The sequence below is a fragment of the Acinetobacter sp. ANC 3813 genome (assembly GCF_002135435.1).
Taxonomy (GTDB): Bacteria; Pseudomonadota; Gammaproteobacteria; order Pseudomonadales; family Moraxellaceae; genus Acinetobacter.
Window position 1 is genome coordinate 64728 of sequence record NZ_NEGK01000008.1, and the last position, 15693, is coordinate 80420.

The 15693-nt window shown below is 35.4% G+C and carries 9 protein-coding genes and 4 pseudogenes; 2 read left to right on the forward strand and 11 right to left on the reverse strand.

Translation table 11 applies throughout. The annotated features are described in order from the left end of the window. Positions 1-265: 265 nt before the first annotated feature. Positions 266-355 (reverse strand): annotated as a pseudogene (locus B9T34_RS19255) (LysR family transcriptional regulator); the annotation flags it as partial. Positions 356-808: 453 nt separating this feature from the next. On the opposite strand from B9T34_RS19255, the gene B9T34_RS12680 reads away from it, so the two are divergent. Further along, complete coding sequence (locus B9T34_RS12680; protein WP_086213498.1) at positions 809-1489, forward strand: helix-turn-helix transcriptional regulator; 681 nt, start codon at positions 809-811, stop codon at positions 1487-1489. A gap of 53 nt (positions 1490-1542) precedes the next feature. Here the strand turns inward: B9T34_RS12680 and B9T34_RS12685 are convergent, their stop codons facing one another. The 3 genes from B9T34_RS12685 to B9T34_RS12695 form a co-directional block, all read right to left on the reverse strand. After that, positions 1543-2991 carry an APC family permease gene (locus tag B9T34_RS12685; protein ID WP_086213499.1) on the reverse strand — a complete coding sequence of 483 codons (1449 nt, stop codon included), beginning with the start codon at positions 2989-2991 and terminating at the stop codon, positions 1543-1545. Between the two features lie 40 nt (positions 2992-3031). Further along, positions 3032-3790, reverse strand: coding sequence for a TorF family putative porin (locus B9T34_RS12690; protein WP_086213500.1), 759 nt, complete (start codon positions 3788-3790; stop codon positions 3032-3034). 107 nt (positions 3791-3897) lie between these two features. Further along, a complete protein-coding gene (locus B9T34_RS12695) occupies positions 3898-4797 on the reverse strand; it encodes a phytanoyl-CoA dioxygenase family protein (protein WP_086213501.1) in 900 nt (299 codons plus the stop codon). Positions 4798-5045: 248 nt separating this feature from the next. Between B9T34_RS12695 and B9T34_RS12700 the strand changes: the two genes are divergently transcribed. Next, entirely contained in the window at positions 5046-6470 is a 1425-nt protein-coding gene (locus B9T34_RS12700) for an APC family permease (protein ID WP_086213502.1), read from the forward strand. A gap of 227 nt (positions 6471-6697) precedes the next feature. On the opposite strand, the gene B9T34_RS12705 is transcribed toward B9T34_RS12700, so the two are convergent. From B9T34_RS12705 to B9T34_RS12735, 7 genes and pseudogenes are all read right to left on the reverse strand, one after another. Further along, positions 6698-9826 (reverse strand): HsdR family type I site-specific deoxyribonuclease, encoded by a 3129-nt coding sequence (locus B9T34_RS12705; RefSeq protein ID WP_086213503.1) that lies wholly within the window; start codon positions 9824-9826, stop codon positions 6698-6700. Between the two features lie 10 nt (positions 9827-9836). Further along, positions 9837-11009 (reverse strand): AAA family ATPase, encoded by a 1173-nt coding sequence (locus B9T34_RS12710; protein WP_086213504.1) that lies wholly within the window; start codon positions 11007-11009, stop codon positions 9837-9839. Between the two features lies 1 nt (position 11010). Continuing rightward, positions 11011-12252, reverse strand: a complete 1242-nt coding sequence (locus B9T34_RS12715) for a restriction endonuclease subunit S (RefSeq protein WP_086213505.1) — start codon at positions 12250-12252, stop codon at positions 11011-11013. After that, positions 12249-13805 (reverse strand): annotated as a pseudogene (locus B9T34_RS12720) (type I restriction-modification system subunit M). Before B9T34_RS12720 ends, B9T34_RS12715 begins: the two are co-directional and overlap by 4 nt. 153 nt (positions 13806-13958) lie before the next feature. Continuing rightward, positions 13959-14340: pseudogene (locus tag B9T34_RS12725) on the reverse strand (HNH endonuclease domain-containing protein); the annotation flags it as partial. A gap of 108 nt (positions 14341-14448) precedes the next feature. After that, positions 14449-14679, reverse strand: coding sequence for a helix-turn-helix transcriptional regulator (locus B9T34_RS12730; protein WP_086213506.1), 231 nt, complete (start codon positions 14677-14679; stop codon positions 14449-14451). 92 nt (positions 14680-14771) lie between these two features. Next, a pseudogene (locus tag B9T34_RS12735) lies at positions 14772-15664 on the reverse strand (hydrolase or metal-binding protein). Positions 15665-15693 lie beyond the last annotated feature (29 nt).

Genomic DNA, 15693 nt, shown 5'->3' on the forward strand with positions numbered 1-15693 from the left:
ACTACTAGATTGAACATTTAATTATACTCACACACCAAATTGGTACTACCAATTTTGGTGATTGAGAGATAAATGTACATTTTATGCCAGATATGTTAGTAATAGTTGCAAAAAACGCAAGAGCGAGATTTATTTTATTTTTTTGGTATGACCAATTTTATAATTTATTAAAATCTTATACATTATGAAAAACTTAAGCAATACATGGTATTGTTGCACAAATCTATTCTTTAAGGCTTGTTCAGCAATAAAATTTCTAAATGAGACTTAATCCAGATGTACCTACTTCTAACTTTTGTGCTGCCTTTCCTAGGCTTCCAGACTCTACAATTGTAATAAAGTATTTTAGCTGTTGAGCTCCACTAGATCCCCTTGCGAACTATGAATAGTCAGATGCTGAATACGTTAAATATACAATGTTTTGAAAAATGAAAGAAAAACTAAATAATTTCTAATCAACTCAGCTCTATAACCAAAGTTCCACCGCCATCTTCATTCGTTGAGAGATGGTGGCAGTCCAAAAGATGATTATGTGTGTCTAGAATTTTGTTGGCTATTCAGTTCTTAAATAATTCCCCCCCCTTAACAGAGCGCAAGGACTATTTCGATTTATGCAGGTCGAAATCTAGGTAAGCTGCTCTCTTGTCTCAATTGGATTTTTTAACCGTTAAATCCTGAAGGTGATTCAAATATCCATAAGTAAAAACCATAAGCAGTTGAAGTAAATTAAAAAATTTAATAAATAGGTTTTGGCACAGCAATTGCTAAATCTTGATCAATCAACTCAACATTATATTTAGGGTCAAAGATGCTGACAGTAAACGATTCCTGCCAAAAATTTTCATACGAGACTTTAAGTTTCCTCAAGAAAAGTACGCAGTGTTCTGCTGCTGTATTTACCTGGTTCGATAATATCTCAGATGTACCAACACATTTCAGTGATGGCTTTGATGAAAAAATCATTAGCCATTACTATGATAAATATGTTGATAATGACCCTATTAGCCATATCCAGCTTATTAATAGTAAATTACTCACTGCACGCTTGACGCCAAATTTACTAGAACAAAAGCATACTGAAAAATATCAGGATTTCATGCATAACTATAACTTGAAGGATGAAGCTGATGTCATTCTTTGGGCAGGTGGTGCGCCTGTAGCAAGCATTGCACTTATGAAAATAGAGAATGATTGTCCCTTCCAAAGTGATTTCAATTTAGAGCAAATTAGACAATTTATTCAGTTCAATTTCGAAATGTTACCAACAATAAAAAAAATCAATCTGCAATCACATTTAAGAAGCCAATTGAACCTGACCGCCAAAGAGGCTCTGATTACAGAACTGCTTTGCCAAGGTTATGCAAATAAGGAAATTGCATCTAAGCTATGTGTTGAACCCGCTACAGTGAAAACCCACTTAATCAATATATTTGACAAATTAGAAGTGAGCTCAAGAACACAAGCAGTAGCATGTATTTCAAATTTATAATTATTCATAAAAAAATCGAGCATCTAATTAGATGCTCGATTTTTTACTATTCACTACATGAATTTAATTTTTTTATATTTGTAATATCCTGCCAATATTACTCCAATAACAAAACTTAAAACTAAAATATAAAGGTAATGTGTGTTTTCGCCCACTTCTCCACCTAAAACCAACTCAACATTCTGAACAATATAAAAAGTGGTTATTATTAGTGCGAGTAAAGATAGTAATGGTGCAACCACACCAACAAAATAGTTTCTAGTTTTAAGATAACCTTCTTTAAAAAACCATACTAATACAGAAAGACTAACCAAACACATAAGCACGATAATGCCAACACAACCTAAACCATTAATTTTTCCATAGATAGTCGCCCCATCTGCAACTAATACATACATTGGAATTAAAGCACTGATAGCTATAGCAGACACAGTCAGTGATGCAATATAAGGGGAATTTAATTTGGGGTGAATAGCTGAAAATTTAGCGGGTAAAACATTATCTTTAGATAAATTGTAAATATAGCGTGTCACTGCATTATGAATGGACAATAATGTCGCTAAAATCGATGTCACTACAAATAAATGAGCGATTTGAGTGACACTATGTGCGACATAGAGTGTCATACCATCTGTAAACATTTCATTCGGCTTATTGGCTGCAACTGTTAGAGCCTCTGAGCCATAAGCTGTAATCAACGCATAAGTCGATACAATATAGACAATTCCAATAACCACAACAGCTGTGTAAGTTGCCTTTGGTATTGTAGATTCAGGATTTTTGACTTCATCCCGATATAACAAAGTGGCCTCAAATCCAATAAATGCTAAAATGGCAAATAAAAATGCAACTGCAATATTTCCTTCAAGAAAAGTACTAAAAGAAAATGGTATTGCACTCAAACCTTCTTTACCTCCCACACTAAAAACTGATGCATTAAAAATCAGAACTAAAAACAACTCAACAAACATGATCAGGCACATAATCTTTGCTGAGACATCGATTTGGAAATAACCGACTGTACTAACAATACACCAACCTATTAACGACAAGATCCACCAAGGAATCTCAGGACCACCAAAACTGCTGAGTAAGGCGCTGACACTGACACCACATAAAGCATATGTACCAATTAATAACATGAGATATGCAGTAATCGACATAAATGCGGCACCTAAACCGACAGTACTCCCTAAACCCTCTCGAATGAATAGATAGAAATTACGTGGTCTAGTAGAGTGCTTTGCCATAGTTAAAAAACCTATGGAAAAAAGAAGCATTAACAGTGTTGTTAGAATAAAAGCTACAGGTGAAGCTATTCCTCCGGCTGCAATAATAAATGGTGCGAAACCGCTTACAACAACCAAGGGTGCAGTAAAAGCTAACACCGTCATGGTTAATGTAAAAGTACTCATTTTCCCCTTAAGTTGATTTGATTCTCCTGCTAATACTGGATTTTCTAAATCAATTAATATTGGTGATTTACTCTCTGAAATTGCCATTCATTTATCCCTCAAATTTTTAAAATTATTTTTTATTGATTTAAAAATCATAATTTAGACCAATAATAAGGCTGTTTTTTTGCTTAATATCCGAGCGATTATGACCACCAATAATAAATTGGCCGTATCCAGTAATATTTGGATGTATCAGGTAATTCAATTGAGCAGAGGTAAATCTAAAAGTGAAATTAGTCTGGGTATCTAAAAATGTTCCACCTTCATATTTTCCGTCATCATTAAAGTAAGAAAATCCTGTGGTCCAAATTGTCGTAAATTTTTCATTAATTTGATGGGTATATTCCAATTGAAGATAGGTATCCCACTGATTCATATACGCTACATCGTATAAAAATGTTGCCACCCCTAAACTAAATTCGCTCTTCTCCGATATCGGTTTTGTTAAAGTTACCCCTAACTCATTTGCAGTCGTGTTTTTGCCGCCTTGGTAATAATAAAAGGCATCCCATAAATCAACATTCAAATCTGCAATATTAAAGTTATAGCCAAAACCCAAATCATGTTCGAATTTATCTGCGGTGAAACTTTCACCTGTTTGAATTTCTCTAAAAGAATAATTGAGTGTAGAACCCCAATAAAATAAATAAAATTGATCTAAACTTGCAGTAAGTGATGCTTGTAATGCCACAGCATCATTTTCAGGTGCATTGGTAAGACCTCTGGAAACATATTGGGAAACCACATCTATACTTCCTGAAATTTCTGTGTTTTTTGAAGCATAACTTTGAATAGAAAAACTAGCTAAGAGCCCACTTGCGATTACCTTTAAAAGTGAATTCATTTATTCCCCTAAATTTTAAAAAAATCTGATTTCTGCATTTGACTTAATCGGTGAATGCGCTTTCTTAGAGCAGAAAAAGAAGGGAATACCCTTCTTTTTTCACCTAATTAAGCTGTAAGGTCCAATACACTTTTAGCGGTTTTAGAAAACTTGGCTGTTTCTCTCATCATCGTCATATAGACTTTTGGATCACCTTTTTGTTCAGGAAATAACGCAACATGTGGCTCTTCAAATTCACGGACATAGCCTACACTTGCTCCACCGAGTTGATATCCGAGCATATTTCGTAATTCTTCAGGGAAAGTTCTGACCATTTCTATTGGTACAGATAAATACTGATTTTCTTCCTGACGTAACCATCCAACGCAATAATCAATATTTAAAGCCCGGCGGACACTATTAGATTTATTCTCGCCCGCGCCATGAATTGTTTTACCTGTATAAACCAATACAGAACCTTTCTTCATTTCTGCAGCCAAGGTATCTGCCGGATCAAACTCATGTGGTAATAATTTATTGGTATGACTCTTTGGAATAACGCGAGTTGCACCATTTTCTTCAGTGAAATCATCCATTGCCCAAATCGTACTAACTTCCAGATGAATATCTGTTGGGAAATGATCAAAATAATCCCAGCAGTATTCATCACGGTGTAAGAACTGAGCTTTTTGCCCTGGACCAACGGCAATAAGTTGTGTCAGATTTAATTGGATGGTTGTCGCATTTTCTCCCAGTAATGCTTTTGTCGCTCCCACTACAGTTGGATGCATAATGACTTGATGTGAACTTGGTGAACGTGCTGGCATCGCACCACAACGACGGGTTTTCTTTCCTAATGCCTCATTATCTGCACCATCGGCTTGATTTAAGTACGGATCAATTTCCGCATTGATTGCATCAACAACTTCTCCTGAGATTGCATTATCAATGATGCAATAACCATCTTCTTTTAAATGCTTTAAAACAACTTCTACTGAGACATCTGAAGGTAAATGAATCAATGACATAGTGTTCTCCTAAGTAGGTTTTCTTGTTTCGATAACTACATACTAGGAGGACCACTTTTCTGTTTGTATCCATCAAATGGTGGAACTTTTTCCTTTTTCTAAAATTATTTCAACTGCATTCCACCAAATGGTGGATGTGTTCAATTTTCCTTCACGCCTATAGTTGAAATCAAATGATGTCCAAATTTGCATAATAGAAATTTGTTCACCGTCTCTATTCATTATATTAGGACTGCAAGGGGGTAAACATGGTTACATCCAATCATGAAATTTCTGCATTCAATCACCTAAAAGAAATACATAAAAATGAACCTCAAAGTTTGAGCGGAAAAATTGGAACTTGGGAACTTGCATCAACAGTTCTTGCCTTCTCTGCTCCTGTTTGTGTGGTTTACAGCTTTCTACCAGTCGTGATCTATTTCAATGGAATAGGTGCTCCTGTCACAATGCTTTTGACAATGACTCTTCTTCTCTTATTTGCCATTGGCTTTTGTACTATGACGAAGTATGTATCTAAACCTGGTGCTTTCTATGACTACATTGGTACAAGTTTTGGTACAAAATTTGGCGGGGGTTCAGCATTTTTAGCTTTATTTGCTTATCTGTTTTTAGGTACTTGCTGTTTTACGATGTTTGGAGCCTATACATCAAAACTTTTCATAGAAACTTTTGGATTTCATAATTTTAATTGGTATATCGGAACTTCTGTAGCAATCATAGCCTGTAGTGTACTGGCTTATCATCGAATTGATTTATCAGCCAAGGTCTTATCCCTTGTTATGGCACTCGAAATTGTAGTAGTCATGATTTTTAATCTGTCTGTACTATTTCAAGGCGGACCTGAACCTATCTCATTACAGCCGTTTGCAATCTCATCCTTTATTAGTGGCGAAGTGTTTTTAGGATTACTATTTTCAGTAACAGTATTTTTAGGATTTGAATCAACCGCTGTCTTCCGTGATGAAGTTAAAAATCCTGAAAAAACAATCCCTCGAGCTACTTACCTAGCAGTATTGTTAATCGGAATTTTTTATGCATTCTGTGCTTGGATGATTATCACAGCATTTGGTTCCAAAGATGTAATTAAAGTTGCTCAAGAAAATACAGCAGGATTGTATTCAATTGCGGTGACTAACTATATTGGGCATGTAGGGATGGATGCAACTCGCCTATTATTAGTAACATCAGCTTTTGCTGCTGCTCTTTCAGCCATGAATATCATTGCTCGTTATCTCTTTAATCTAAGTAAATATAAAGTACTTCCAACTGCCTTAAACAAAGTCCATCCAAAACATGGCTCGCCTTATGTAGCAAGTATGACCGCAACATTAATATTGATTTTATTGGTAGTAGGATTGTCTCAAATTCAAAATGATCCTGATAAACTGATTGTGACCTTAGCTGGAATTGGGGCCTTTTCTATTATGGCCCTCATGATGTTAACCAGTTTATCTATCGTAAAATTTTTCAAAAATGAAAAAGCTTTCCATCTCACCAAAAGAATTATTCCCCATCTTTCTTCTATTGGTTTAGGTATGATTCTATTTAAAGCCACCCAGCAAATAGACATGCTAGTTGGCTTAAGCATGACATTGTCAGTCGGTGTATTGTTTTTAATTGCTGCCGTATTTACGTATGGCTATGTTTCTTTCAGAAAAATAAAATTTCTATAAGAAAAATCTTTTCAAAAATAAGCGCAGATAATCTACGCTTATTTTTATTTAACTTTGAATACCATACTTTCTAAAACACACAATTACATAATCTGAGGTGGTGGCAGTTTAACTCAACATATACTGGTCTAATATTTCAATTTTAAATATTTCTAGTTTTACCCAATTTTACCCACTAATGCTAACTACCTGTGGCAACACAGGTAGTTAGCTAATAGATCTTATTTTTAATTTAAATTACCACCAACACCCTTAAACTTCTCAACTAAAATTGAAATTTTCTGGAAAACATTTTGTTTATTAGTCAAATACTGTGGGTTCAATGGGCTCATTTTAGGCAAAATTGCATTAAGTTCAGTGCCATTTTCACTTGCAAACTCCCTCTTCAATGAAGCCGTGATATATCGCTTAGTGGCGTCCTCATTCAAGTTTTCATCCTGAATCAGTTCCTGAACCTCACGCTGCTGTTCTATTTGAGCGAAAGTGTAAAAAGAATCCATCAGACTAGCTTTATCCTCAATATTGTCTAAATCAGTATGATTAATAAAATCAACGATCAGACTTTCTTTAGATCGACTCTCCAAGCCTGAGCGAATCACACGTCGCATATCATCGACCAACGCAACTTTATCCTTGATTTTTTTATTATTTTCAAAGATAAGTTCTAAAATATAGTCTAAATTGATTTCTTGTGACTTTAATAAATCAACCTCAAAAACCACATCGTTCCAATCAATCGTAGATTTTTCTTTTTGCTCCGCTAATTGTTCCCTACGCAACCAATCACGTATATCGTTATAACTAGATCGATAGTCTTGGATTTTCCGTTCACCTGGCATATCAATTGCTGTGATCTGTGCCAACTCTTCATCATTTAAATAATGCTTATTTTTAAATTCATCAACTGCACTAGTATCATTCAAATCAACAGTTTGTAATTCTTTTAGACTCGCATATTCATCATAGTTTTGCAGTACGTTTTCTACTCGCAAGTATTCACCAAATAATTTAGCAAATGCCTTTTTATCTGACTCTTTAAAAATTTCATCGGGGTTAGGGAAACGTTGCTCTAACTCTTTAACTACTTCTATAAAGCCTCTTCTTGCTTCTCCAGTTAATACATCGGTGAAGCCCTCCATATATTCTTCATAGCTTTTTTCTAAAACAATATTCTGCGTATTTGGATCACCAAACAATCGTATAGCATCAATTGTCGGCTGCTCTAAATCACGAAAAGTTACGATATTACCAAATGTTTTAGTCGCATCAAAAATACGGTTAGTTCGTGAATATGCTTGTATAAGACCGTGATAACGCAAATTTTTATCGACAAATAAAGTATTTAATGTTGGTGCATCAAATCCTGTTAAGAACATACCGACCACAATCAGCAAGTCAATTTCTTTAGCTTTGACTTGCTTAGCTAAATCACGGTAATAGTTTTGGAAATTCTTAGTTTCAACACTAAAGTTCGCTTTAAATATTGCGTTATAATCTGCAATCGCTGAACTTAAAAATTCTTTGGCACTACTATTCATAGCTGATACCTCAAAACTTTCATCTTGAATATCACCCACAGCATCCTGTTCTTCATTCGCTGTAAATGAAAATATAGTCGCTATCTTTAAAGGCTTATCACTATTTTTCTGTAAGTCTTTTAAGGATTCATAATACAACTTAGCAGCATCTACGCTACTCACGGCAAACATGGCATTAAAGCCTTTGCTACCTACTTGTAAACGATGCGTTTTTTGACGAAAGTTATGTAGGATGTACTGGCTAATTTCGTGTATACGATCAGGATGCAATAAGGCTTGTTTATTTTCATAAGCACTCAGTTTTTTGACATCTTGTTCTTTTTCTATCATTTTAAATTGTGGGCGTACATCATTATAATCCACTTTAAATTTGAGGACTTTTTCATCACGGATCGCATCGGTGATGACATAGGCATGCAAAGCACCTCTATTTTTATTCTTATCGTAAATACCAAATACGCTAGCCGTGGTTTCATTACCTAATGTATTTTCAGGAAAAATCGGAGTTCCTGTAAAACCAAATTGGTAAAATTTTTTGAATTTTGTCTTTAAATTTTTCTGTGCTTCACCAAACTGACTACGATGACATTCATCAAATATAAACATGACTTGCTTGTTGTATATCGGCAAATAATGTTCACTTTTCATCAAAATATTTAGCTTTTGGATGGTCGTTACGATAATTTTATTATCATCTTTATCCAAGTTTCGCTTTAATCCTGCCGTACTTTCAGAACCGTTTACACTATCGGGAGAAAAACGTTGATACTCCTTCATAGTCTGATAATCAAGGTCTTTGCGATCGACCACAAAAAAAACCTTATCAATAAAATCAAGTTCTGTTGCTAAACGCGCTGCTTTAAAACTGGTTAATGTCTTCCCTGAACCAGTAGTGTGCCAAATAAATCCACCACTTGAAGTTTGACTCCAACTCTTGGCTTCAAATGAGCTTTTAACTTTCCACAAAATACGTTCTGTTGCCGCAATTTGATAAGGACGCATGACAAGTAAAGTATCACTTACATCAAATACGGAGTAATTAAGCAACACATTGAGTAAGGTATTTTTTTGGAAAAACGTTGCAGTAAAGTCTTTTAAGTCTTTAATGAGACTGTTATCTGACTCTGCCCAGTTCATCGTAAAATCAAAGCTGTTTTTATTACGTGATGTGGTATTCGCAAAATAGCGAGTATCTGTCCCATTTGAAATAACAAATAGTTGTAAATATTTATATAGTGAGTTTTCACTATTAAAACTTTCTTTGCTATAGCGATGGACTTGATTAAATGCTTCACGGATCGCCATACCACGCTTTTTGAGTTCAACTTGTACCAACGGCAAACCATTAACCAAAATGGTGACATCGTAACGGTTGGCATGATTACCTTTTTGTTCAAACTGTTTGATAACTTGAACTTTATTTCGAGCAATATTCTTTTTATCAAGTAAATAAATATTCTGAATACGACCATCATCAAAAACAAAATCATGAATGTAGTCATCATGGATTTTTCTGGTTTTGTCTACGATACTATCACTTGAGTTATCCAAATATGTTTCAACAAAACGTGCCCATTCACTCTCTAAAAAATGTACATTATTGAATAACTGTAATTGCTCTCGTACATTATTCAACATAGCCTGAGCATTATTTATATTGGATAAAAAATCATAGCCTTGATTAGCTAAATCTTGGATGAGTTCACGCTCTAAGTCAGCTTCCGTTTGATAGCTATCTATTGCTCGAGATTCTTTAATGTATTTATCAAGAACAATGAAATTATTCGATTCAACAATTGTTTTATTATGATCAGTCATTTTATTGTTCCTATTGCCAATATCCGTAATTACTTACTAAGTGATTAAGAAGTAATTCCACTGTTTGCTTTTCTGGATCACTCGGCTCAGAAACTGCCATATCTGATAATGTGGAGTGACTTGTAAATTGTATAATTCGATTAAAGTAAGCTTCTTTATCACCAGGTAATAGTTCTGACCATTTTGGATAACCTAAGAAACTCGCAGTTTTTTCATACAGATTACGTAATAAAGTAAAATGGTATTTTTGAACTGTCTTTTCAGTAATTGCCTTCTCAATCGTTTCTTTTAAATACAAGTGGTAAGAAAAACTTTTATTTGAATCACCATGCTTTTCAGCCAAAGCATAGCTACCATCTTCAAATTTCTCTAAGAGATAACAACTTTTATTTTTCAATTCATTATAAAGAACATTATAAAATAACGGGCTATGTGTAGTAATCACAAACTTCAAATCAGATTGACTAGATTTAATTAAATTTGCCAAATTAACTGCTAATTCAATCAAATGATTTTCATCTAATGAACTGACAGGATCATCAATAAATACATATTCTAATTCATCAAACTGATTCGTTTCTCGATCTGTTGGATCAGCAACATTTAGTATCGTAATCACTTGATCTAGCAGTGTATAAAATACACTCCAAATAAAATTACTTTCTTCACCTTTCGATATCTTAAGCGTTTCCGAGTTTTCATCATCACCACGCTCAAAAGTAAAAGTAACTTCTGTTAAATCTGCACTAAAGCTCGGTGTTAATTTATCATTGGTATAATGTTGGAAATATTTAACAATGTTTCCATCTTGCCCCAGATCTTTCAGGAGGGTAAGCAACCAGTCTGTATAAGTATTCGGTTGAATTTTGAGTTTGGGCTCAAAGTTCCCTTCTGAATCGTTATTCCAATAAAAAAGATCTTCTGTAAATGCGTTATAATAAAGAATTTTTTCTCGTGCATGGGATTTACCTTCACCCTCATTGCCTACAATTAGTTTATTAAACTCTCGTGATAAACGGGTTTTTCCTGTACCGTTAAAAGCATATATCAGTTGTACCTTTGGAACTGGTTTTAATTCATCCACTTCCTTCGCTGGAATTCTCTTTTTTTCCTCTCTAACTATTTTTTTTAAAGTTATAGGCGTACTTAACTGCTTTGCTATATCGGTCAGTGTCTTACTCATACTACACCGTTACCGTTTCAGGCTTTGGAAAACTAAGTAACAAATCACGATAGTATTCATACTGCTGTTGGCGCAGTTCAATTTCGCGAGGTAGACCTTGGGTGATTGAACTGGTTAACACATCAAATTTATCAAGAATTGAAACAATACGAGCTTGTTCATCTAGATTTTTCGGAATTTGAAAGCGGTATTCCATTATTTTGTCTTTATTTCCTCGGGGCATTTTTGCACCCTTAGCATGCTGCATGTTGTATTCGAAGAATCTCTCATCAGCTAAAATTTGATAAAGATATTTAGCGTTTACCACTTCGTCTTTTAGGCGGATCACTAGCACATCTCCGTTTGTTCCACCAATTCGATCGGCTTGCCATATTTTTTTTAAATATGGGCGAATATTTCCAATCAAAATATCGCCTTCACTATACTTAGTTAAGTTACCTGAAGTTGGCACGTAATTTGATTCTGTTTTTCCTGCTCGATTTTGCAGGAGATTATTAACACCCACATAATTTGTTTTATCAAGCAACTCATAACTAATCCGTGTTTTTGAGTACTCTGCCACTTCTTCCAAGGTCTTCCACTCAACCTCACCATCTTTAAAACTTAACAACTGCTCACGATAGTAATTATATTGTTTTTTTCTTATGTTAAGCTCGGCGGTCAGCTCAGCGGTCAGCTCGGCGGTCATAGCGCTAAGTTTATCTAAAACTTGAACAATTTCTGATTGAATTATTAGAGATTTTTTAGGATTTTCAGGACAAGGAATGGGAATCTTAATTTTCGCTAAATCTGTTGCTGAAACATCAATCACTTTTGTCCCTTTTGCAAACTTCCTTTTTTGCTGTGCAAACGCTTCTGTTTGAGTGTAATAAGCAAAATATTTCCCAAGAATATAAGGTTTAGGTTTAAAAATTGTGGCATGTCCACCTGTTACGGCTTGTTTTTTCCCCAAGTACACTACTGCCTTGCCAACATCTTCTAAATTTTCACTGGTATTAGTAACAACAACATCACCAGTATCAACTTTTTTCAGTTTTTTTGCTGTTTCCGAAGAAACAAACGATTTTGTTTCTATGGTTGAGAGCCCATAGTAAGTATAGATCTGCCCATAATGAATAGCTGGAACACCTGATTCAGTAAAGTCTGTTTTGGGTAACCCATTACCTCGGACTAATTCCCCTATTTCAGCGACAGGCATCAACTCTACGATGACATCAGCCAACAGCTCTTCTAAAAAACTCATGCCTCACCCTCGACTTCTGCAACAATTGCATCTATATCCTTACGAAGCTGATCAATTTTAGCTACAGTGGTTTTCAGCTCTGTATTCAATTGCACAATATCGATAACTTTACGAGTATCTTTGGCTTCGATATAACTACTCACCGACAGATTGTAATCATTAGCTTTTATCTGCTCAAAAGAGACTGACTTGGCAAAATGATCTACATTATTTTTACGATCAAACACCTGCATAATTTTATTGATGTGATCATCTGTTAAAACATTGGTATTAGTTTCTTTCTTAAAATAATCCTCACCACTTGCGTCAATAAACTGAATCGACATATCTGTCTTATGTTTTGACAACACCAAAATATTTACAGCGATGGTAGTACCATAAAACAGGTTCGGTGCAAGTGAAATTACTGTTTCCACATAGTTATTATCGACCAAATATTGACGAATTTTCTGCTCAGCACCACCACGATAGAAAATACCAGGGAAGCAAACGATTGCTGCACGGCCTTTACTCGAAAGATAGCTTAAAGCATGTAACACAAAAGCAAAGTCAGCTTTTGACTTAGGTGCAAGCACTCCTGCTGGAGCAAAGCGATCATCATTAATTAATGTTGGATCATCTGAACCAATCCATTTCACTGAATACGGTGGATTCGATACAATGGCATCAAATGGCTTATCATCAATAAAATGCGGATGATGAAGCGTGTCGCCGAGTTGAATATTAAATTTATCGTAATTAATATTGTGCAAGAACATATTCATTCGCGCTAGGTTATATGTCGTATGATTAATCTCTTGTCCAAAAAAACCATCTTCAATGATATGTGCATCAAAATGCTTCTTAGCTTGAAGAAGCAAAGAACCTGAACCGCATGCAGGGTCATAAATTTTATTGACATGCGTTTGATTATGCATTGCCAACTGTGCGATCAGTTTTGATACATGTTGCGGTGTAAAGAATTCACCTCCTGATTTACCTGCATTTGCAGCATAATTAGAAATCAAAAACTCATAGGCATCACCAAATAAATCAATTTGGCTATTTTGGAAATCATCCCCAAAATCTAACGCTGCCACACCTTTTAAGACAGCAGCTAAGCGTTTATTTTTTTCAGGAACTGAGTTACCCAGACGATTACTGGTAGTATCGAAATCAGCAAATAGGCCTTTGATATCTTTTTCTGAAGGATAATTATTGGCAGAACTTTCAATCGCTGAAAAAATTTTAGCTAAGTCAGTATTCAAGCTTTCATTATTATTGGCGCTCTTTACCAAATTACTAAAAAGTTGACCAGGTAAAATAAAATAACCTTTGGTTTTTATTGCGTCATCTTTAATCTCTGGGGTAATGACACTATCAGGCATCTCATTATATTTGATGTCTTTATCACCACCTGAAATGTAATGAGCAAAGTTTTCAGAAATAAAGCGATAAAATAGTGCACCTAAAACATATTGTTTGAAGTCCTAACCATCCACTGCGCCACGTACTTCGTTGGCAATTTGCCAAATCTGGCGATGAAGTGCTGCACGTTGTTGGGTACTAGTCATTAATACTTCCTTTAAAAATCAAAACTTTAAAATATAATATCCATTAAATAATGGATTGTATTTAATTGGTTGAACATTATAGCGAAATTAGTCTGTTAATAGTAATTTGAGACTGATTAGTCGAAGCCAGTTTGTTTTGTTAAATTAGCCTTTTCAACCATTCCACATCAAATAATTATTTTCTCTCCCCCTGCGCATAAGCCCATTCCGCCACCCTATGAGACCGCTCTTTATCCATTAAAAAACCTAACATTGATATCTGCTCCACAATAATCAAATCCTGTTCTTCATTGCGCTCGTACCACTTATGCAAAAACTCATCTGATGCAAGCAAATTACTTTTCTTTGAATTACAGCTTGAATCTGCAAATACAAAATTATGCCATTTGTCAGAGGGATACATTGACCAAGGGATAAAATGATCGACGGCATAATTACCTTTTTGCATCGGCTTATTACAGTAGAAGCATTTACAGTCTTGCAGCTCGACTAGCACACTTGCTACTGCATTCAATTAGTTTCGACTTGGCTCAAACTCATCCGAATGTTGGTTGTAATAATCTATTGTTTTCATTCTTAGTACTTAGGCTAAAACTAAGCTTAGTCTACTAAAAAACAAAAAAATAAGGGAGCAAAGCATCCCTTATTCTCGACTGGCCAACTTATTTTCAATCCACTGATGGATCTCATAAGCTGACCAGCCAATACGGTTTTGGGTAATTTTAACTTTCTTTGGAAATGTCGGATCGTAATACGGTGAGTTTTCATCCATCATTTCATAGATAGTAGAACGTGCAACACCTACAATTTCTACAACCTGCTTAATACTGATGAGTTGATTCATTTGAAAAGTTTGACCAACAAACGCATTCATGAGTTTACTCCTAATCATTCATGCGAGCGGTTATTCGCTCAAATGATATGCAGCTCCGTGAAAATTTAATCTCCTTAAACCTCAACAATCATTCAATTCAAAGTTTGAACAGAACGCTGTAACTCATTCTGTAAATTCAAGCTTGTGGTTTTCTTTTGTTGAGCATCATCGCTGCCTTCATCAGATGGATAAAACTCTTCAATGACGTCTAACCCATCACCTGAATCCATTTCAAAAACTGCATTTGCATAACCCTGTCTTGCCTTGTGATCTAAAGCTTCCTGATTAAAACCACTCGATTTACTCTCTTGATCAATTTCTTTAGCAGTCTGTATAGCTTGCTTTAAATCAACGCCTTCACGTAAAGTTAAATCCACGTATACAAAGGCTGGCGATAGCTTTGGGTCGTGGATTTACCCCGAAGAGTGAGTTGTAGCGGTAAACATGAAAGTAAACCATTCGATGCTGCATGGTAGTAGATTAGTCGTGCGGCCAAGGTCCTTATACTGTTAAAGCCAGTGGTTCTAAAGATGAATGTGCCAAGCTCATCCGATTCATCTAAATTGACATGTAGCCGTCCATAAGGCTTGCAATTACCGCCTTGGGCCATTGAACATAAATCAGGTGATGGACATGGATGCTGTGCCACACCTTGACTAGTTAAGCGCTGGCAGGTTTCACCATTGCCGACACAAACGGGGCGTCCAGTTTGACGATCAAATAAACTATATTCGGCTCTCAAATTAAGTTCAGGATCATTGAAAATCATCCGGACTGGTATAGTTCTGAGTTTTTGGTTTTGCGCTTTCGCTCGAAGTTGTTCATCAAGTGGATGTTTCACCCAACCACTATCTTTACTTTGGATTTGACTGGTAATGGTGAACTGATCATCTTTTTCAGGCAGACGCTTGCCATTCTTTTCCACCATTCGGCCAATGCTGATTCGCCCTAAAATAGGCGGTGTTATTGCTAAACCTTTAATCATGATATTCCTCTTTTTAACAATGAAATCGG